Here is a 19,628-nt window from a genome sequence, read left to right as displayed (position 1 = left end):
CTCCCATGGTCAACGATGAGGGGCGACGCCGCATTCCTGAGACGGAAGCATGCGGTCCCGCACGCCCCGGACGTGAGACCACATGCCATCGTGTGCCCACGATCACGCCACCGATGCGCGGGGCCGGCGAGGGAAGTGCCTGGTCAGACGTGGTACAGGGCGTCGACCTCGGCCGCGTAGAGGTCCTCGATGGCCTTCCGCTTCAGCTTCAGCGAAGGCGTGAGCAGCCCGTGCTCCTCGCTGAACTGATGCGCCAGTATCCGGAACGTACGGATCGACTCCGCCTGCGAGACGAGCGTGTTGGCGGCGACGACGGCCCGCCGCACCTCCGTCTCCAGATCCGGGTCCCGCACCAGCTCGCCGGCGGGAAGGAGCGGCTTGCGCCGCATCGTCAGCCAGTGCTCGACGGCTTCCCTGTCCAGGGTGACGAGGGCGGCGATGTAGGGGCGGTCGTTGCCGACGACGATGCACTGCGCGACCAGCGGATGGTCGCGCACCCGCTCCTCCAGCTGGACCGGCGAGACGCTCTTTCCGCCGGACGTCACCAGGATCTCCTTCTTGCGCCCGGTGATCGTCAGGTAGCCGTCCTCGTCGAGCGAGCCCAGGTCGCCGGTGGCGAGCCAGCCGTCGCGCAGGGTCGCCTCCGTGGCCTGCGGGGCGTTCAGATAGCCCTGGAAGACGTTGTCGCCGCGCAGCCAGATCTCCCCGTCCTCCGCGATGTGCACTGTCGTCCCGGGGATGGGCTGACCCACCGTGCCGTAGCGGGTGCGCTCGGGCGGGTTGGCGGCCGCGGCGGCCGTCGACTCGGTCAGCCCGTACCCCTCGTAGATCGCCACGCCGGCGCCCGCGAAGAACAGGCCGAGCCGCCGGTCCATGCCCGAGCCGCCCGACATCGCGTGCCGCACCCGGCCGCCCATCGCCTCGCGCACCTTGGCGTAGACGAGCTTGTCGAACAGCTGGTGCTGCACGCGCAGGGCGGCCGACGGGCCGGGGCCCGAGCCGAAGGCCTTCGCCTCCATCGCGTCCGCGTAGCGCACCGCGCACTCGACGGCCTTGTCGAACGGACCCGCCCTGCCCTCCTTCTCCGCCTTGCGCCGCGCCGCGTTGAACACCTTTTCGAAGATGTAGGGCACGGCCAGGATGAACGAGGGCCGGAACGCGGCCAGGTCCGGCAGCAGCGCCGCCGCGCTGAGGTTCGGCTGGTGCCCCATCTTGACCCGCCCCCGCACGGCGGCGACCTGCACCATCCGGCCGAACACGTGCGCGAGCGGCAGGAACAGCAGCGTCGTGGCCTCTTCGCCGCGCTTGGCGCGGAAGACCGGCTCCCAGCGCGCGACCATCACATCCGCCTCGAACATCAGGTTCGCGTGCGAGATCAGACAGCCCTTGGGGCGGCCGGTGGTGCCGGACGTGTAGATGATCGTGGCGACCGAGTCCGGGGTGACCGCCCGGCGGTGGCGGTGCACCACCTCGTCGTCGATGTCCAGGCCCGCGCCGTTCAGTTCGGCCACGGCGTCGGCGTCCAGCTGCCACAGGCGGCGCAGCTGCGGCAGCCGGTCGACGACCGAGCCGATCGTCATCGCGTGGTCCTCGTGCTCGACCATCGCGGCGCTGACCCCCGCGTCGTGCAGCATCCAGTGGACCTGTTCGGCCGAGGAGGTCGGATAGACGGGCACGACCTGGGCGCCGATGGTCCACAGCGCGAAGTCGAACAGCGTCCACTCGTAGCGGGTGCGGCACATGATGGCGACGCGGTCGCCGAACCGTACGCCCTGCGCGATCAGGCCCTTCGCCAGGGCCAGCACCTCGTCACGGAACTCTCCCGAGGTGACGTCGTGCCACCGTCCGTCCGACTTGCGGCCCAGGGCGACGCGCGTCGGATCCGCACGGGCATGGTCGAAGACAGCGTCGGCAAGACCGCCCGCCGGCGGCGCCGACGCCGTCGGAGGGTTCGTGAACTCGCGCAATGATGCTCCTCGTGGCGCTCCGCACAGCGCCGTGACCGTACCTCACGCCACGGCGTCGCGGGAGGGGGCCGATGGGCGGGCGGTACGGACCATCAGCACAGGTCAGCAGGTGGAAATGCGGCCACAAGGGGAACGGCGGGACAGATTACTTACGCTTGAGTAAGTTTCGGTACCGTAATCTCCACCGAATCTGTACGTGGCGTGCAGAGGCGCGGCACCCCCCGGCTCGGATCCCCGCGCGGACGGCACTCCGCGCGCGCAGGGTGCCGCCCGCCGCCCGCCGCCGTGCCTACGCCCGCTGCCGGGCGGCGGCGGGCTCCCGCTCGTCGCGGGACGCGCCCGAGGCAACCGCGTCCGCCGCCCCCGGCCGCCGCCCCGGCGTCCGCACCAGGACGAGCACCAGCACCCCGGCGGCGAGCCCCGTGACGCCCGCCGCGAGGGACGCCCCGTTCAGCCCGTCCGCGAAGGCCGCCCGCACCGCGTGCTCGGAGAGGGTGCCGTGCGGGTCCCGCGCGCCGCCGCCCGCGACGGCGTGTGCCGCGTCATGCCCGAGCGAGTCCGCCATGCGCGAGGTCAGCACCGTGCCGAACAGGGCGACCCCGACCGCGTAGCCGAGCTGGCGGAAGGTGTTGACCGCGCCGCCCGCCATCCCGGCGTTCGCGGGCGGCACCGCGGCCAGCGCCGCCCCGGCGAGCCCCGGCGCCACCAGCCCCGTACCGAGCCCCGCGAGGGTCAGCCCGGGGGCGAGCGCCGTCCAGGACGAGGAGGCGTCGAGTATCGCCGTGCACAGGCCGCCCGCGCCGACAAGGAGCAGACCGACGCCGATGACCAGGCGCGGCGCCACACCGTGCAGCAGGCGCCCGCTGATCAGCGCGACCACGAACGACGTGGCCGCCAGCGGCAGCAGCACGAGTCCGCCGCGCACCGGGCTCAGGCCGAGCACGGTCTGGAGCCACAGCGAGAAATAGGGGATGACCCCGAACGCCGCCGCGTTGTAGCCGAGCGCGCCGATCAGCACCCCGGTGAACGCGGGCTTGCGCAGCAGCCGCAGATCGAGCAGCGGATGGGCGACCCGCCGCTCCACCAGCACGAAGCAGAGCAGCGCGAGCGCGGAGAGCGCGAAGGCCGCGGCGGTGGGCGCCGACGTCCAGCCCTCGGCGCCGCCGCGCAGCACGCCGTACGTCCCCGCCCCCGCGAAGCCCGCGAACGCGACCGTCCCCGCCCAGTCGACCCGCCGCCCGGCGGCGGCCCGGGACTCGGGCACCACACGCAGCGTCAGCCAGATCGACACCACGCTCACCGGCAGGTTCACGAAGAAGATCCAGCGCCAGCCCGGCCCCTCCGCGAGCACCCCGCCGACGATCGGGCCGAGCGCGGCCGACGCCCCGCTCACCGCGCCCCACACGCCGAGGGCGACCGACCGCTCGCGCCCCTGGTAGGCGGCGCCGAGCAGCGGCAGGGTCGTCGCGAACATGGCGGCGGCGCCCACTCCTTGCAGCGCCCGGGCCGCCACCAGCAGCTCGGCGTCCGACGCCAGGCCGCACCCCAGTGAGGCCAGGGCGAACAGCGCGGTCCCCGCCACGTTGAGCCGCCGCCGCCCCAGCACGTCGGCGGCGGCGCCGATCCCGAGCAGCAGCGCGGCGAGGGCGAGGGCGTAGCCGTCGATGACCCATTGGAGGTCACTGAGCGAGGCGTCCAGCGCCCGCGCCATGTCGGGCAGCGCCACCACCACGATGGTCACGTCCAGCAAAAGCATGAAGGTCCCGAGAGACACCGCCGTGAGCGGCCCCCATCTGCGCATTTCCCTCTTCCTCCGACTTGTCGTACGAGCACGTGTGCGTATCCGTACGATGAGGCGGCGGCGACCGGTCCCGGTGCCTGGAGGCCTCTGCGCGCATGGATCCGACACAGAGGAGGGCTCAGTGGTGGAATCCGATGTCTTCGACGCCCTGGACCGCCAGGTGGTGCACGCCCTGGAGATCGACGGCAGGGCGTCCTTCAGCCGCATCGCGGGCGTGCTCGGCGTCTCCGACCAGACCGTCGCGCGCCGCTTCCGCCGACTGCGCGCCGACGCGGGCCTGCGCGTCATCGGCGTCCGGGACAGCGCGCTGCTCGGCAGGGACCAGTGGATGCTGCGGCTGCGCTGCACACCGGACGGGGCCGAGGCCATCGCGGCCGCCCTGGCCCGCCGCCCCGACACGGCCTGGGTCCACCTGACGTCGGCGGGCACCGAAGTCGTCTGCATGTCGCTGCCCCACACCCCCGGCGACTACGACGACCTGCTCTTCGGCAAGCTCCTGCGCACCCGGAAGCTCATCGAGATCACCGCCCACCAGCTCATGCACCGCTTCTACGGCGGACGCACCGGCTGGATCGGCAAGCACCGCCCGCTGACCGACGCACAGGCCGCCGCCCTGCGCCCGGCCACGGCCGCCGCGCCCCCGGGTCCCGTGCGCATCGCCCCCGACGACGAGCCCCTGGTCGCCGCCCTGAAGGCCGACGGACGCGCCACCTACCCCGAACTCCAGCGGCGCACGGGCCTGTCCGAGTCCTCCGTCAAGCGCCGCGTCGCCGCGCTGTTCGGCTCCGGGGCGCTTTACCTGGACACCGAGTACGACACCGCGTGCTTCGGTTTCGCCACCGCCGCGATCCTGTGGGTCACCGTCGCGCCCGGCGCCCTCGACGCGGTGGGCCGGGCGATGGCCGCACACCCCGAGGTCGCCCATGTCTCGGCGACCTCCGGCTCCGCCAACCTGATGGCGAGCGTCCTGACCCGCGACACCGCGGAGCTGTACCGCTATGTGAGCGGCAGGCTCGGCCCGCTGGACGGCGTGCGCCACATCGAGACGGCCCCCCTCCTGCGCCGCTTCAAGGAACTCACCTACCCGCGGCCCCTGCGCTAGAGCGTGCCGTCCCTTTCCGGTCGTCCGCCCGGCGGGCCGGCCCCGTGCCGCAGCCGGTCGCCGCTCGCGAGGATCGCCGCCGCCAGCGCGTCCGCGGCGCCCTGGTCGGCGGCGCGGCGCTCGCCGTGCAGCAGGACGAAGTCGACCCGGCCCAGCTCGGGCAGGCCCGCCCGGTCCGGGACGCGGACCAGGCCCGGCGGGATCAGACCGCGCGAGTGCGCCATCACCCCGAGCCCCGCGCGGGCCGCCGCCACCAGGCCGTTGAGGCTGCCGCTGGTGCACGCCACCCGCCAGGCCCGGCCACGCCGCTCCAGCGCCTCCAGGGCGAGGGCGCGGGTGATGCCCGGCGGCGGATAGACGATCAGCGGTACCGGACGCTCCGGATCCAGCCGCAGCCGCTCCGCGCCGATCCACACCAGCTCGTCGTGGCGCACCAGCTCGCCGCGCGGATCCTCCGGGCGCCGCTTGGCGAGCACCAGGTCGAGCCTGCCCGCGTCCAGCTGCTCGTGGAGCGTGCCGGACAGTTCGACGGTCAGCTCCAGGTCGACGTCCGGGTGGTCGTGCCGGAAGGCCTCCAGGATGTCGGTGAGCCGGGTCAGGACGAAGTCCTCCGACGCCCCGAACCGCAGCCGCCCGCGAAGCCGCGTCCGCGTGAAGAACGCCGCCGCCTGCTCGTGCACCACGAGGATGCGGCGGGCGAAGCCGAGCATCGCCTCGCCGTCCTCGGTCAGCTCGACGCTGTGCGTGTCGCGGGTGAACAGCTGCCGGCCGGTGGCCTCCTCCAGGCGCCGCACGTGCTGGCTCACCGTGGACTGGCGCAGGCCGAGGCGCCGGGCGGCCTGCGTGAAGTTCAGCGTCTGGGCGACCGCGAGGAAGGTGCGCAGCTGCGAAGGGTCGTACACCCGCACCAGCCTAGCCACGCCCATCGTGTTCCGTGATGGCAGTCAGAGCGGTGTACAGGTTTCCCGATCGCACGACTCGGGAGGAGCATGGGGGGACGAGACGTTCCGGCCATCCCGGCGCCGGGACCGTCCGGAACCACACCCCCGCACCGAGAGCATGGAGCGCCGTGAAACGCCTGAAGTGGCCGTCCTGGATGCCGGTCGACCCCTACATCGTGGCGTTGCTCGCGACCGTGGGCATCGCGGCCCTCCTCCCCGCGCGGGGCACGTCCGCCGAGGTCGCCTCCGGGGCCTCCACCGCCGCCGTGTCGTTCCTCTTCTTCCTCTACGGGGCCCGGCTGTCCACCCGGGAGGCGCTCGACGGACTGCGGCACTGGCGGCTGCACCTCACCGTCCTCGCCTGTACGTTCCTCGTCTTCCCGCTGCTCGGGCTCGCCGCGAAGGGGCTCGTGCCCCACGTCCTGACGCCCGCCCTCTACAGCGGCTTCCTCTTCCTCACCCTGGTGCCGTCGACGATCCAGTCGTCCATCGCCTTCACCTCCATGGCCCGGGGCAACGTCCCGGCGGCGATCTGCGCCGGCTCCTTCTCCTCGCTCGCCGGCATCGTGCTGACCCCGCTGCTCGCGGCGGCGCTGCTCGGCGGCACGGGTGGCGGCTTCTCGGCGGACTCCGTCGTCAAGATCGTCGTCCAGCTCCTCGTGCCGTTCGTCGCCGGCCAGGTGCTGCGGCGCTGGGTCGGCGGTTTCCTCACCCGGCACAAGAAGGTCCTCGGACGCGTGGACCGGGGCTCGATCCTGCTCGTCGTCTACACCGCCTTCAGCGAAGGCATGGTCCGGGGCATCTGGCACCAGGTGACCTGGCCGCGGCTGCTCGCGCTGCTCGGTGTCGAGGCCGTACTGCTCACCGTGATGCTGGCGCTGACCTGGTACGGCGCGAAACGGCTCGGCTTCGGGCGCGCCGACCGGATCGCGATCCAGTTCGCCGGGTCGAAGAAGTCCCTCGCCGCCGGCCTGCCCATGGCCAGCGTGCTGTTCGGGGCGCACGCCTCCCTCGCCGTCCTGCCGCTGATGCTCTTCCACCAGATGCAGCTCATGGTCTGCGCGGTCATCGCCAAGCGCCGCTCGCGCGATCTGACCGACTCCGACGTGACCGACTCGGACCCGACCGACGGCGTGACCGACTTCGACGGGCGGGACCCCGTCAGCGGGGCTCCGCCAGCCGCAGCGACACGAAGCGCGGCCGGTACAGCGACACGTTCCGATTGACGTTCGCCTGCGCGCTCGCGGGCACCGGGTCCAGCCAGTTCACGTCGTAGCTCAGCACGACGCGCCCGTCCCCGCCGAGCGCCGGATGGGCCTGCGGGTTGTAGGCGGCCGTGTCCTGGCGCGCAGCGCCGTCCTTCGGCAGGGGCGCCTCGAACGCCTTGGCCGGGCCGTGCCAGGGGCCGGTGGGGGAGCAGGCCCAGTACGACGTGACGTCGGTCAGCCCCTCGGCGCCCGCGGCCATGGTGAACAGCACGTACGTCCCCTTGTCCCGCACCACCGTGAACGCGCTGCCCACCCCCTTGTGTCCGCCGTTGCCGAGGACCGCCCGCGAGGCGCTCTCGCGGCCCCACCCCTCGCCGTCCCAGTACTCCCACGCGCCGGCCTCGGCGAGCCGGCCGTGCGGGACGCGCGCGACGTGCGCGTGCGAGGTGGGCCGTGAGGCGGCCTGCGCGTCCGTGCCGCCGAAGACGTACGTCCAGCGCTCGTCCTCGACCGTCGTCGTGCCGTACAGGACCCGCTTCTCGGGGTCCGCGACCCGCTGCTGGTCGGACACCTTCACGATGCCCTCGACGCGCAGGTCCGGCAGGGAGAGCGTGGCGACCTCCGTGGCCATGGGGACGCCGTAGATCCAGGGGCCCTGACCCGTCATCCGGCTCCACAGCAGGACGCGTACGACCCGCTCCCGCGAGGCCGGTGAGCGGGGTTCGACACGGGCCGCCACCGGCCAGCGCCACTGCTGGGGCCCCGGGTCGGCGAAGAGCGGGGCGGGCAGGGTGCGCTGGAGGGTGCCGGAGCGGGACATGACCAGGGCGGAGTTGCGGACCATGGGCGCGTTGGCGTCCCGCCAGGGGTGGGGCTGGCCCGCCGGGTTGGGCGGCGCGTGGACCTGGCCGAGGAAGGTGTCGGAGAACAGCCACAGCACGCGCCCGTCCGGCAGCCGCACCGAGTGGGTGCCGTCACCGCCGGTCCAGTCGTCGGCCCGGGCCGGGTCGTCGCCGTAGCGGGCGAACTCCCCGGTGGATCGGTCGTCGGCGGACCAGGACGCCACCGTGCGCGGCCGGCACGCGGCCGCCCGCGTGTCGTCGCCCTCGCGGTCGCGGCCGGGCAGGGCGACGAGCAGGACGGCCGCGCAGGCCAGGGCGAGCGGCAGGATCAGCCAGATCCTGCCGCTCGCCCCGCCGTGACGCTCTTGGTCGGACACGCCCGGGACGTTAGTTCCTGCCGCGCACGCGGTCCATGGGGAGCCGGGCGACGGTGTCGTGTGTCACAGCGTCGCAGGTGGTGCGCAAGGCGTCCGTCTCGGCGTCGCTCAGGGCCCTGTCGTACACCCGCACGTCGTCGACCGCCCCGGTGAAGTGGGCGCGGCTGTCCAGGCGTTGCCCGATGTGTACGCCGAACGGCGAGTTGCGGCTGGCCGAGCCCGGTACGTCGGCGGCGGTGACCCGCGTCCCGTCGAGGAACAGCGTCAGACGTCCGTCACCGCGGCGCAACGCGATGTGGTGCCAGCGGTCGTCGTTGTACGCCCCCGTGGTGCGCACGGCGGCGGACCTCGGGGGCGCCGCGCCGTCCCGCGTGGTGATCAGCCCCGTGACGCGGTCGCTCGCCGGCTCGCCGCGCAGCCACACCTGCGGCTGGTTGGTGCCGATGCCGCCCATCCACAGCAGCGGCTGCTCGCCGGTGGTCGCGGAGTAGCGGAACCACATCGAGGCGGTGAAGTCCCCCGAGCCGAGGGCCAGTCGGCGGCGGAAGGGCAGCCGTACGGCGTCGTCGGTGCCGTCGAGGGCGAGGGCGCCGCCGAAGCGGCCCTTGGTCTCGCGCGCCCCGCCGAGCACGGCCGCGGCACGGGCGCCCGGCGCGTGGTCGCGGGTCGTCGGGTCGGGGCCGCGGCGCGGCCGCAGCCACTCCTCGGTGAAGCGGGCGAAGCGGATCTCGTCGCGCGCGTCGACGGTGCCGCCCTCGTACAGCAGGCCGACGTGCGCGCCGTCGGCCCGCACCAGGTCGGAGTAGCCGGACCAGTCCGCGGTCACCGTCGTGCCCCGGTCGACGCTGTCCCAGGTGCGGCCGCCGTCGTAGGAGGAGCGGATCTGCATCGTGCGGCGGCGGTCGGGGTCGCCGGGGCAGCCGAGCAGCATCCGGCGGCCGAACTGGAGCGTGGAGCACTGCACTTGGGGGGCGTACAGGTCCGGGATCGCCTCGAAGGGGGCGGCGAAGGTGTCGCCGCCGTCACGGCTCACGGTGTGCGTGCGGTGGCCGAGGTCGGTGCCGTCCTGCTCGCGCCCGCTGACGTACACCGCCCCGTCGGGCCGTTCGGTGACCGTCATCTCCGACGGCTTCTGGTGGAACGTGCCGTCCGCGCCGACCGGGTACGAGTCGGTGGCGCCGACCTTCCAGTGGTCGCCGCCGTCGTCGCTGACGACCAGTGCGGCGTGGTTGGCGCTTATCCGGCTGCCGTCCCACGTCTCGGCGTTGACGGCCAGGACGAGCCGTCCGGCGTGCCGGCCCCCGGAGAGCTGGACCCCGTGCACGGGACCGGTCGCGTACCAGGAGTTCCACTCCCTCGGCAGGATCTCCTCGCTCAGGTCGCGCGGCGCCGACCAGCTGTGGCCGTCGTCGTCGCTGTACTGGAGGTGGGGGGTGCGGTCGCAGGGCACCTCGCAGTTCTTGCCGTCCGTGCGGCCGGTGTTGTACGTCTCCGCGAGCAGCACGCGGCCGCTCTCGCGGTCGACGACCGGCGCCGGGTTGCCGTGCGTGTCGCCGGCGCCCTCGTTGATGACGCGGAGCGGGCCCCAGGTGCGGCCCCCGTCGTCGGACCGCTTCAGGACCAGGTCTATGTCTCCCGCGTCACTGCAGTCGTTGACCCGGCCCTCGGCGAAGGCGAGGAGGGTGCCTTTCGTCGTCCGCACGACTGCGGGGATGCGGAAGCAGGTGTATCCGGGATCCTGGGAGGCCTTGAACAGCACCTGCTGCTCGAACGGCGGCTCGGGTTCGGCCGCCGCCCGCGCGAGGGGCGCCGGCAGCAGGGCGCCGACGGCGAGCGCCAGCACGGCGGCGGCGGTGGGCCCAAGGGATCTGAGGCGTACACGGAGGCTCGAACTCGACGACCTCGACGACATGGTGCGGCCCGCCTTTCCTGGCGACGGCGATGGCGACGGAGCGACGGCGGTGGTGATGGAGCGATGGCGGCGGAGCAGCGGTGAAGGCGATGGAGCGACGGCGGTGGCGGGGGAGCGACGGTGAAGGCGATGGAGCGACGGCGGTGACGGTGGAGCGGTGGCGGTGGAGCGGCGCGGTGACTCCGGAGCGGCGACGGCGACGGGACGTCCTGACATCCCACGTCCTACGTGCGCGCCACAGACGGTACTGGCGCCCACCGCACCTCACAAGAACCGTGCGCCGGGGGAGCCCCGCGTGCCGCTCCCCCTTCGACGTGCGGGGGGCACGGGCCGGGCGGTCACGGGACGAGGACCACCTTCCCGAGGTTGGCCCGCTCCTCGATCGCCGCATGGGCGAGGGCCGCGTCCTCCAGGGCGTACCGGGCGTGCACGGCGGGCCGCAGCTCACCCGCCGCGTACAGCTGCCACAGCTCCCGCCGCCAGGCCTCGTACAGCGCGGGCTTCCCGCGGGCGATGAGCGCCATCTGGAAGCCGATGACGGACTTCGCGCCGACGAGCAGGTCGTACGCCGCCACGGTGCCGCCGCCCGAGCTGTAGGCCACCAGGCGCCCGTGCGGGGCGAGGGCCGCCACGGCGGGCGCGAGCAGGTCGCCGCCGACCGCGTCCAGGGCGTAGTCGACGGGCTCGCCCCAGTCCTTGCGGTCGTACGTGATGACGTCGTCGGCGCCGAGTCCGCGCACGAAGTCGGCCTTGCCGGCGTCGGAGACCGCGCCGACGATCCGCCCGGCCCCCTTCGCCCGCGCGAGCTGCACCGCCAGGTGGCCGACGCCGCTCGCCGCCGCCGTGATGAGCGCGGCCTCACCCGGCTCGGGGCGCGCGGCCTCCAGCGCGCCCCTGGCGACGAGCCCGGGGCGCACCAGCGCGACGGCGTCGACCGCGCTCGCGCCGCCCGGCACGGGGGAGGCCATCGCGGTGTGGAGCAGGGCGTAGTCGGCGTAGCCGTGCCCGAAGACGAGCCCCGTGACACGGTCGCCCACCGCGTGGCCGGTGACGCCCTCGCCGAGTGCGACGACCTCTCCGGCGATCTCGCCGCCGAGGGCGATCGGCTCGCGGGGCTCGCGGACCTTGCGGACGACGGGCAGGGTCACACCGGCCGCCTCCACGCGGACGAGCAGTTCGCCGGGGCCCGGCGGGGGGACGGGCGCCTCCCCCACGAACAGGACCTCGGGACCGCCGCTGCGTTCGTAACGGACGCGACGCATCCGCACCACCTCCGGAGTGGATCAGAAAATCATTGGAGGTCCCAACGGTATAGGAAATTTCATAGGGAGGTCCAATGATTTCGTTCCTCTCTCGCTAGGCTCCTCCCATGCCCACGACGCCACCCGCCCCCAGCGCGATCCGTACCCTCCCCAGCTGGCTGCTCGGCCGCGCCGCCGCCCGTGGACGTGCCCTGGTCGCCGACGCGCTGGCCCAGGAGGGCCTGAAGATGTGGCACCACGTGGTGCTCGCGGCCGTCGCCGACCTCGGCCCGGTCGCCCAGGCCGAACTGGGCCGAAGCGTGCTGCTCGACCCCAAGGACATGGTCGGCGTCCTCAACGACCTCCAGGCGGAGGGACTCGTCGACCGCGCCCCGGACCCGAAGGACCGCCGCAAGAACGCGATCACCATCACGGCCAAGGGGCGGCGTCTCGTGGCGCGCTGCACCGAAGCGGCCGAGCGGGCCAACGGGACACTCCTCGCGCCGCTGTCGGACGCCGAGCGTACCCGGTTCCTGGAGATGCTCACCCGGATCTCCGGGGTGTCCTGAAGCGACCGGTTGGCTGGCCGTCCGTCCGTCCGCCCGTCCGTCCGTCCGCCCGTCCCGCCGTCCGCCCGGCCGGCCGGACGGGTCGGGGCCGGGTCAGGGCCGTGCCGCTGTTCGGAGCCGGGTCAGCCCTGGGCGGCCGGGGCCCGCAGGGCGACGCGGTGCTCGCCCGCGTACACGTTCATGGAGGAGCCGCGCAGGAAACCGATCAGCGTCAGACCGGTCTCGGCGGCCAGGTCGACCGCGAGGGAGGACGGCGCGGAGACGGCGGCGAGCACCGGGATGCCCGCCATCACCGCCTTCTGGGCGAGCTCGAACGAGGCGCGGCCCGAGACGAGCAGGATCGCGCGCGACAGCGGGAGCCGCCCGTCCTGGAGCGCCCGGCCCACGAGCTTGTCGACGGCGTTGTGCCGCCCCACGTCCTCCCGTATGTCCAGCAGCCGCCCCTCCTCGTCGAACAGGGCCGCCGCGTGCAGGCCCCCGGTCCGGTCGAAGACCCGCTGGGACTCGCGCAGCCGGTCGGGCAGACCCGCCAGCAGCTCGGTGCCGACGCGCACCGGGGGAGCGTCGGCGATCGGCCACCGGGCGGTGGTGCGCACGGCGTCCAGGCTCGCCTTGCCGCACAGGCCGCAGGACGAGGTCGTGTAGACGTTGCGCTCCAGGGTGATGTCGGGCAGGAGGAGGCCGGGCGTCGTGCGGACGTCCACCACGTTGTACGTGTTCGAGCCGTCCTCGGTGGCGCCCGCGCAGTACACGATGTTCCGCAGGTCCTTGGCGCCCCCGAGCACCCCCTCGCTCACCAGGAAACCCGCCGCGAGCGCGAAGTCGTCGCCCGGCGTGCGCATGGTGATGGCGAGCGGCCCGCCGTTCAGCCGGATCTCCAGGGGCTCCTCGGCGACCAGGGTGTCGGGCCGCTCGGAGACGTGCCCGTCCCGGATCCGGATGACCTTGCGTCGCTCCGTGACTCGTCCCATGTCCTGATCAGCCCCGGTTCTGTACGTGCTGGCGGCCGAGGTGGCCGTCACCTTGCCATTGTCCTGCACGCGAGACGTGCCCCCGCGGCCGAGGCCGCGGCGGTACTCGTACACGCGGGACGCGATTCGTACACGCGGGACGCGTGGAACTCGTGGCAAGTCGTGAAAACTCGCACATAAGGTCACACAGTTCTTCGGAGGGTGACCGGATCATGAGAAGCATCCAAAGCACACGCGCCTTTCCTGTCGCTTTACACCCCCGGTTACCGGTGAGTCGCTGACCAGACTGGAGGGTCCCGCATCTCCGGCAACAAGGGGGACCCGTACATGCACGGCTCGCGCATCGTCGCCATCGGCCACTATCAGCCCGCCAAGATCCTCACCAACGAGGATCTCGCGGGCCTGGTCGACACCAGCGACGAGTGGATCCGGTCCCGGGTGGGCATCCGCACCCGTCACATCGCGGGCCCGCAGGAGCCGGTCGACGAGCTGGCCGCGCACGCCGGGGGGAAGGCCCTGGCCGCCGCGGGCCTGACCCCCGACGCGATCGACCTGGTCCTGGTCGCCACCTCCACGGCCATCGACCGGTCACCGAACATGGCCGCCCGCGTCTCGGCCCGGCTCGGCATCCCCTCGCCGTCCGCGATGGACATCAACGTCGTGTGCGCGGGCTTCACGCACGCGCTCGCCACCGCCGACCACACGCTGCGGGCCGGGGCCGCCACCCGGGCCCTGGTCATCGGCGCCGACAAGATGTCCGAGGTCACGGACTGGACGGACCGCACTACCTGCGTGCTGACCGGGGACGGGGCGGGCGCGGTCGTCGTCGAGGCCTGCGGGCCCGGCGAGGAGCCCGGCATCGGCCCGGTGCTGTGGGGCTCGGTGCCCGAGATGGGCAACGCCGTGCGCATCGAGGGCACCCCGCCGCGCTTCGCCCAGGAGGGCCAGAGCGTCTACCGCTGGGCGACGACCCGGCTGCCGCCGCTGGCGCGCACGGCCTGCGAACGCGCCGGGCTCACCCCCGCCGACCTCGCCGGGGTCGTCCTGCACCAGGCCAACCTCCGCATCATCGAGCCGCTCGCGGAGCGCATCGGCGCGGTCAACGCCGTCGTCGCCCGCGATGTGGTCGACTCCGGGAACACCTCGGCGGGCTCCATCCCGATGGCCCTGTCCAAGCTGGTCGAACGCGGGGAACTGCGCTCCGGCGACCCGGTCCTGCTGTTCGGCTTCGGCGGGAACCTCTCGTACGCGGGGCAGGTCGTGCGCTGTCCGTGAGCGCGGGGGCGCGCGGCGTGTTACGGGGGCCCCGTGCCGGGGCTCAGGTCGCTGGGGCTCAGGCGCCGCGGGCGGCGAGGACCGCCTGGGTCTGCGTGGTCTGCCCGACGAGGCGCTCCTGATCGTCGTACATCTCGGTCTGTACGACGATGAAGGAGCCGCCGATGTGCAGCGGACGGGCCACCGCGCGGGCCGTCCCGGAGCGCACGGCTCGCAGGAAGTTGGTCTTGGACTCGATCGTCGACGTGGCCGCGCCGTCGGGCAGATTGAGGTACGCGCACACCGCGCCGACCGTGTCAGCGAGCGTCATCACCGCTCCGCCGTGCAGCACGCCGCCCGCCGTGCACAGCTCCGGCGACCAGGGCAGGGTGCCCTCCACACGGTCCGGCCGCGTCTCGGCGAAGGTGATGCCGAGGTGCCCGGCGAAGGGAACGGCGGCGAGCAGCTGGGCGCGCGGATCGTCGTTCTGGGGCAGGGTGTCCGACATGGGGTGACCTTCCGCTGGGGGGCGTGGCGACCCCATGGTGCGGCACGCCGGCGGCGGCCGTCGATTACCCCGGAGGTAAACCGGCCGGGATCACCGGGCCGCCTTCATCCCCCTACCGTGAAGGGATCATCACTCCGGGTGAGAACCCGCGCGAGCCGGGACACCCGCCGGGCATCCGGCGGTCGGCGGGCCGATACGCAGGTGAAAGGCACTCCGAAACCTTGGTATTGTTGTCCATGTCGCCGCGGGGAACACCACACGGCGACAGACACCTGGTCCGGGTGGCGGAATGGCAGACGCGCTAGCTTGAGGTGCTAGTGCCCTTTATCGGGCGTGGGGGTTCAAGTCCCCCCTCGGACACCAGCTGAGACCCCACTTCATGTGGGGTCTTCTGCGTTTCCGGGGTGCGGCGGGACCAACAGCCCGGCGAATGCCCTGGTCACGGCCGCCTCGCCGGACAGTCGAGTTCCGGCATGCTGCGATGCGGTGAGCAGCACACCAGGGCCAGGGACAGGTACGAAGGCCGTTCGAGGTAGAAGCCGTGGGCCACGTCTCCACCCCAACCCAGCCGATCAACAGCGGATTGAACCAGTAGTGCCAGCCGTGTACTGTCGCGGTCCGACTCTGAGGCGAACCGGGGCGCGTATTCCGCCAGCCGCTGCCCGAGCCAGTCCGCCGCTTCCTTCGGCTCCTCCCAGGTGCCGCGCACCAGTTTCGCGGGCTTGATCAGCCAGTGGGCCGTTTCCAGCGGGGGCAGGTCCACGGTCGGGAATTCCGCCTTCACTTCCTTGTACCGCGCGATCAGCTCCGGCTTGTCGGCCGGTGGTGGTGCGGGGTGCGGGGGCCGTCTCAGTGCCTCGTCGTCGAACCGCTGCTTGGAGCCGGTCCACAGATAGCCGTGGTGGTGCAACTGCCGTCCCGTTCAGTACAGGAAGAAGAGAAGCGCCCCCGGCCCACCTCTCGGGGCGAGCCAGAGCCGGGGGCACGCATGGCTGTCAGGCGGACAGGCCGAAGCGGGCCGGGTCGATACCGGCCGCGGTCAGTTCCTCGGTGGTGAAGCGCAACGGCTCCGCGCCGGGCCGCTTGCTGTCGCCCAACGCCCACGCGCCGGGGCCGATCTTCGCCAGCGTGGCGCAGGACTCACCGTCGGGGTGCGTGTTGCCCCCACACGCCTTGAAGAACGTAGCGCCGTCGAGGGGCAGGCCGTACAGATCGGTTTCGGGCATGAGTGTGCCTTCCTGTGAGATCAATTACGGGGCAGGCTCAGAACTGGGGTCGCTCTGACTTCGGCACGTAACGCCGGGGTCGTCGCTGTGGCCGACTCCCGAATTCGGATAGGTCGGCATGGGCACATCTTCGGCCCGCAGGCCAGGAACCTCTAGCTCTATTCGTGTGGTCGGGTAAAAGTCTCGGACCATTTGTTCAGGAGTTTCCGGCACTCGTCTCCGAACGCCGCGTACGACTCATACCTCTCGAAGTACTCGTGGTACGCGTTCACGTCGCGATGGTCCCGCAGGATCAATGCACCGGTGTCGGTTTCCACGGTGGCCAGTCGCCGGTCGTATACCGTGAAAGTGTTCAGCGGCATCTCCGAAATGTGGCCCGCCAAGGGGATGACCCCGAGCCGAACGCCAGGAATTCGAGATACCGAAGCCAGTCGGTCGAGCTGCATTGCCATGGCGAGAGGTGGCAGCAAGGGCCAGCGAACGGCCTGTTCCGTCAGTAGGAACGTGAAAGACTTCGACGAGTCATAGAGGACGCTCTGGCGTTCCAGTTTCTTCGCAATGGTCTTGGACTGGTCTCCGGGAGTGTCCGCGATGCTGGCACGCACATACTCCGGCGTCGCCAGTAGCCCTGTGATCGCCGAGAGGAGGAAGAATCGGAACTCTGTTGTGACCGTTTCGATCCTGGCCAGCTCATTCTGCTTCTTGTCCAGGCCTCGACGCCGTGAAGACCAATGATCCTGCCACTCGGTATTCGCGGTGCGAACCAGTTCGAGGATCTGCGAGGCTGCCGGGTCATCGGTCCCAAGTGCTTCAAGAATCAGCTCTACGTCGACAACGACGGGAGTGAGTTTCCCGCTCTCCATGTTGCTGATCTTGGTTTGTGACATGTTGCAGCGGCGAGCGAGCCAGGTCTGAGTCTTCCCGGCTCGCTTCCGCAGGCTTCGCAATGCTTCCGCTAGGTCCGACCTGGACTGGCCTAGCCGTTCAGGCTCAAAGTTCAAGACCCTTCACGAACTCCTCGAAGGGCACGGACTCAGCTACCGCGATTCGCTGGTATTCGATGAACGGGGCCACGTCGCCCACGAATATCTCGCGGTTGATCTGCTTCCCGTCAGGTTCATAGTTCATGAGCACGACTTCCGATCGGTCGAACATCCAGAAGTCTTGGACCCCTTCAAGCGGGTTGGTTCTGTCGGTCACGTCAAGGATGCGGATCTGCTCCCCGGCCAAGAGGTGCGGCCGGTAGTACTGGGAGAACTCGAACCGCAGGTACTCGGACAGAGGTTGAGTGACGATATGGACGCGTCCTTGAACGCGGCCCTCCGTGGCCTGTCTGCGGAGCCGGTCTGTGTACTCGTTGTGGACCGTTGCGGGGTCGATGCGCGCACCGTAGCGGAACGCCTGAAGCTCCTCGGCCTCCTGCGGCATGAGGTACTGCGGCAGGGTCTCAAGACGCCATGCTTCCCGCTGGAAGCCCTCGAAGCGCGCGGCCCAGTCTTCACCAGCCAAGAGCACGGACAGCCTCCCTCAGAACGTCCTCGGGGATCTCGACAAGTCCTTCCCCCTTTGCGGGCTGGAATGCCTTGGACACGTCGCCCTGGACGACGATGGAGCCGGACGCGGTGCGGTAGACGTTCGGGCAGTCGTCCTTTCCGCACGGCCCCCCGTTGCCATTTCCGTTGCCGTTTCCGGTGAGCCGGGTAAGTTCCTCACGAGCCATGGTGAAACCCCCTGTCCCCCGCCCCTTCGCGGGGCGGCTCCATGACCGTACGGAGGGTGTCCCATCGCCGTCCACGCGATCGCGCCAATATTTGCGTTGTCGCATAAACCTGAAGTGCTGGCCCCCCCGCAGGAGGTGGGCGTCAGGACGTGGCCCAGAGGGAGCGGACGTGGCCTAGGTGGCGGGCCATGCATTGTTCCGCTGCCGTCGCGTCGCCCGACAGCATCAGGTCGAGGAGTTCGATGTGCTCCTCGGCCGACGGGGTCAGCTGGTCCCGTTCGTCCAGGGCGGTGAGACCGTAGAGGCGGGAGCGCTTGCGGAGTTCGCCGACGGTCTCGACCAGGCGGTCGTTGCCCGAGAGGGCGAGGAGCGACAGGTGGAAGCGGCGGTCCGCCTCCAGATAGGCGATGAGATCGTGCTCGCGGGCGGCCCGGACGATCTCCTCCGCGACCGGGCGCAGCACCTCCAGGTCCTCGCGGGCCGCGGTGCGGGTGATCCGGCCGACCATGGGGATCTCGATCAGGGCCCGGATCTCCGTGTACTGATCGAGGTCGCGCTCGTTGACCTCCGTGACGCGGAAGCCCTTGTTGCGGACGGGCTCGACCAGGCCCTCGCGGGCCAGATCGAGCATCGCCTCGCGCACCGGCGTCGCCGAGATGCCGAAGTCCTCGGCGAGGCCCGGCGCGGAGTAGATCTCGCCCGGCCGCAGCTCGCCGGAGATCAGGGCGGCGCGCAGAGCATGGGCGACCTGGTCGCGCAGCCGCTCCCTGGTCGTGATGAGGTTCTTCTGCTTCAGGTGCCCCATGGTGCTCCCCTCCGGTGATGCCCGCGCCCGCGCGGATCACCAAAGTACAATGTCACGTTGCGAGTTGCGGGGGGGCGGGGAGCGTTCCGGCCGGGACCGTTCCGGCCGGGACCGTTCCGGCCGGGGGTCAGAGGGTGAAGCCGGCCGGGAACGGGTCGGTGGGGTCCAGGAAGTACTGGGCCGTACCGGTGATCCAGGCGCGGCCGGTGATCCGGGGCACGACCGCCGGCAGGCCCGCCACCTCCGTGCGCGCGATCAGGCAGCCGGTGAACTCCGTACCGATGAAGGACTCGTTGACGAAGTCCCGGTCCAGCGGGAGTTCGCCGCGCGCGTGCAGCTGCGCCATGCGCGCGGAGGTGCCCGTCCCGCACGGGGAGCGGTCGAACCAGCCGGGGTGGATCGCCATCGCGTGCCGCGAGCGCTGTGCGTCGGAGCCGGGCGCGGCCAGGTAGACGTGCTTCAGCCCTGCGATGTCGAGCTGCTCGGGGTGCGTCGGACGGTCCGGCGAGGCGTTGATCGTCTCCATGAGGGCCAGTCCCGCCGCGAGGAGATCGTCCTTGTGCGCCCGGTCGAACGGCAGGCCCAGCGCGTCCAGCTGGACGAACGCGTAGAAGTTGCCGCCGAAGGCCAGGTCATACGCCACCGTGCCGAGGCCCGGCACCTCGGCCTCGCGGTCCAGGGCCACGCAGAACGCCGGCACGTTGGTGAAGGTGACGGACGTCGCCACGCCGTCGGCCACCTGCACGTCGGCGCGGACCAGGCCCGCCGGTGTGTCCAGGCGGACCGTGGTGACCGGCTCGGTGACCGGGACCATGCCGGTCTCGACCAGCACGGTGGCCACCCCGATGGTGCCGTGCCCGCACATGGGCAGCACCCCGGAGACCTCGATGAAGAGGACGCCGTAGTCGGCGTCGGGGCGTGTCGGGGGCTGGAGTATCGCGCCGCTCATCGCGGAGTGCCCGCGCGGCTCGTGCATCAGGAGGGTGCGCAGGTGGTCGAGGTGCTCGATGAGGTGGACTCTGCGCTCGGCCATGGTGGCCCCGGGGATCACCCCCACACCCCCGGTGATCACCCGGGTGGGCATGCCCTCGGTGTGCGAGTCGACGGCGTGGAAGACGTGACGAGTGCGCATGCGTCTCCTCTTGGAGTGTAGAGACGTGGAAACGTGACGGGGCAGGGGGATA

General features: G+C 71.8%; 19 protein-coding genes and 1 tRNA gene. 5 read left to right on the top strand and 15 right to left on the bottom strand.

Going from position 1 to position 19,628, the window contains the following annotated elements; genetic code table 11:
- Positions 1-143: 143 nt before the first annotated feature.
- Both ABZ385_RS01935 and ABZ385_RS01930 read right to left on the bottom strand, forming a co-directional pair.
- Positions 144-1,967, bottom strand: coding sequence for an AMP-dependent synthetase/ligase (locus ABZ385_RS01935; RefSeq protein WP_358909133.1), 1,824 nt, complete (start codon positions 1,965-1,967; stop codon positions 144-146).
- 289 nt (positions 1,968-2,256) lie between these two features.
- Positions 2,257-3,768, bottom strand: coding sequence for an MFS transporter (locus tag ABZ385_RS01930; protein WP_358909131.1), 1,512 nt, complete (start codon positions 3,766-3,768; stop codon positions 2,257-2,259).
- Positions 3,769-3,889: 121 nt separating this feature from the next.
- Between ABZ385_RS01930 and ABZ385_RS01925 the strand changes: the two genes are divergently transcribed.
- A complete protein-coding gene (locus ABZ385_RS01925; RefSeq protein WP_358909130.1) occupies positions 3,890-4,870 on the top strand; it encodes an AsnC family transcriptional regulator in 981 nt (326 codons plus the stop codon).
- Here ABZ385_RS01925 and ABZ385_RS01920 read toward each other — a convergent pair.
- Entirely contained in the window at positions 4,867-5,772 is a 906-nt protein-coding gene (locus tag ABZ385_RS01920; RefSeq protein ID WP_358584415.1) for a LysR substrate-binding domain-containing protein, read from the bottom strand. The two genes, ABZ385_RS01925 and ABZ385_RS01920, sit on opposite strands and share 4 nt — an antisense overlap.
- A 167-nt stretch (positions 5,773-5,939) precedes the next feature.
- Between ABZ385_RS01920 and ABZ385_RS01915 the strand changes: the two genes are divergently transcribed.
- Positions 5,940-7,037 (top strand): bile acid:sodium symporter family protein, encoded by a 1,098-nt coding sequence (locus tag ABZ385_RS01915; protein ID WP_358909128.1) that lies wholly within the window; start codon positions 5,940-5,942, stop codon positions 7,035-7,037.
- On the opposite strand, the gene ABZ385_RS01910 is transcribed toward ABZ385_RS01915, so the two are convergent.
- The 3 genes from ABZ385_RS01910 to ABZ385_RS01900 form a co-directional block, all read right to left on the bottom strand.
- Entirely contained in the window at positions 6,973-8,238 is a 1,266-nt protein-coding gene (locus tag ABZ385_RS01910) for a hypothetical protein (protein WP_358909126.1), read from the bottom strand. The genes ABZ385_RS01915 and ABZ385_RS01910 overlap by 65 nt on opposite strands.
- Before the next feature lie 10 nt (positions 8,239-8,248).
- Entirely contained in the window at positions 8,249-10,150 is a 1,902-nt protein-coding gene (locus ABZ385_RS01905; RefSeq protein WP_358909124.1) for an exo-alpha-sialidase, read from the bottom strand.
- Positions 10,151-10,488: 338 nt separating this feature from the next.
- On the bottom strand, positions 10,489-11,412 hold the full coding sequence (locus ABZ385_RS01900) for a zinc-binding dehydrogenase (RefSeq protein WP_358909122.1): 924 nt from the start codon (positions 11,410-11,412) through the stop codon (positions 10,489-10,491).
- 107 nt (positions 11,413-11,519) lie between these two features.
- Between ABZ385_RS01900 and ABZ385_RS01895 the strand changes: the two genes are divergently transcribed.
- A complete protein-coding gene (locus tag ABZ385_RS01895) occupies positions 11,520-11,960 on the top strand; it encodes a MarR family winged helix-turn-helix transcriptional regulator (protein ID WP_358909120.1) in 441 nt (146 codons plus the stop codon).
- A 122-nt stretch (positions 11,961-12,082) separates the two neighbouring features.
- On the opposite strand, the gene fdhD is transcribed toward ABZ385_RS01895, so the two are convergent.
- Complete coding sequence (gene fdhD, locus ABZ385_RS01890; RefSeq protein ID WP_358587881.1) at positions 12,083-12,931, bottom strand: formate dehydrogenase accessory sulfurtransferase FdhD; 849 nt, start codon at positions 12,929-12,931, stop codon at positions 12,083-12,085.
- 327 nt (positions 12,932-13,258) lie between these two features.
- Between fdhD and ABZ385_RS01885 the strand changes: the two genes are divergently transcribed.
- The gene (locus ABZ385_RS01885) at positions 13,259-14,206 is read left to right on the top strand and encodes a beta-ketoacyl-ACP synthase III (RefSeq protein ID WP_358587879.1); all 948 of its coding nucleotides are present in this window, start codon (positions 13,259-13,261) and stop codon (positions 14,204-14,206) included.
- 58 nt (positions 14,207-14,264) lie between these two features.
- Here ABZ385_RS01885 and ABZ385_RS01880 read toward each other — a convergent pair whose 3' ends face one another.
- Positions 14,265-14,693 (bottom strand): PaaI family thioesterase, encoded by a 429-nt coding sequence (locus tag ABZ385_RS01880; RefSeq protein ID WP_358587877.1) that lies wholly within the window; start codon positions 14,691-14,693, stop codon positions 14,265-14,267.
- Positions 14,694-14,968: 275 nt separating this feature from the next.
- Here ABZ385_RS01880 and ABZ385_RS01875 point away from each other — a divergent pair.
- A tRNA-Leu gene (locus tag ABZ385_RS01875) sits at positions 14,969-15,056 on the top strand.
- A gap of 76 nt (positions 15,057-15,132) precedes the next feature.
- Here the strand turns inward: ABZ385_RS01875 and ABZ385_RS01870 are convergent.
- From ABZ385_RS01870 to ABZ385_RS01840, 7 genes are all read right to left on the bottom strand, one after another.
- Entirely contained in the window at positions 15,133-15,603 is a 471-nt protein-coding gene (locus ABZ385_RS01870; protein WP_358909119.1) for a hypothetical protein, read from the bottom strand.
- An 85-nt stretch (positions 15,604-15,688) separates the two neighbouring features.
- Positions 15,689-15,919, bottom strand: coding sequence for a DUF397 domain-containing protein (locus tag ABZ385_RS01865; RefSeq protein ID WP_358909117.1), 231 nt, complete (start codon positions 15,917-15,919; stop codon positions 15,689-15,691).
- A gap of 158 nt (positions 15,920-16,077) precedes the next feature.
- On the bottom strand, positions 16,078-16,920 hold the full coding sequence (locus ABZ385_RS01860) for a helix-turn-helix transcriptional regulator (RefSeq protein WP_358909115.1): 843 nt from the start codon (positions 16,918-16,920) through the stop codon (positions 16,078-16,080).
- Positions 16,910-17,434 carry a DUF6879 family protein gene (locus ABZ385_RS01855; RefSeq protein ID WP_358697762.1) on the bottom strand — a complete coding sequence of 175 codons (525 nt, stop codon included), beginning with the start codon at positions 17,432-17,434 and terminating at the stop codon, positions 16,910-16,912. Before ABZ385_RS01855 ends, ABZ385_RS01860 begins: the two co-directional genes overlap by 11 nt.
- Positions 17,418-17,639, bottom strand: coding sequence for a hypothetical protein (locus ABZ385_RS01850; RefSeq protein WP_358909113.1), 222 nt, complete (start codon positions 17,637-17,639; stop codon positions 17,418-17,420). Before ABZ385_RS01850 ends, ABZ385_RS01855 begins: the two co-directional genes overlap by 17 nt.
- Before the next feature lie 142 nt (positions 17,640-17,781).
- Positions 17,782-18,444 carry a GntR family transcriptional regulator gene (locus ABZ385_RS01845; protein ID WP_358587869.1) on the bottom strand — a complete coding sequence of 221 codons (663 nt, stop codon included), beginning with the start codon at positions 18,442-18,444 and terminating at the stop codon, positions 17,782-17,784.
- Between the two features lie 127 nt (positions 18,445-18,571).
- Positions 18,572-19,576 (bottom strand): proline racemase family protein, encoded by a 1,005-nt coding sequence (locus ABZ385_RS01840; protein WP_358587867.1) that lies wholly within the window; start codon positions 19,574-19,576, stop codon positions 18,572-18,574.
- Between the last annotated feature and the right edge of the window lie 52 nt (positions 19,577-19,628).

The sequence above is a fragment of the Streptomyces sp. NPDC005898 genome, from assembly GCF_040629635.1.
GTDB lineage: Bacteria > Actinomycetota > Actinomycetes > Streptomycetales > Streptomycetaceae > Streptomyces.
The sequence above is the reverse complement of the archived record's forward strand: the minus strand, read 5'-3'. Positions and strand labels throughout refer to the sequence as shown.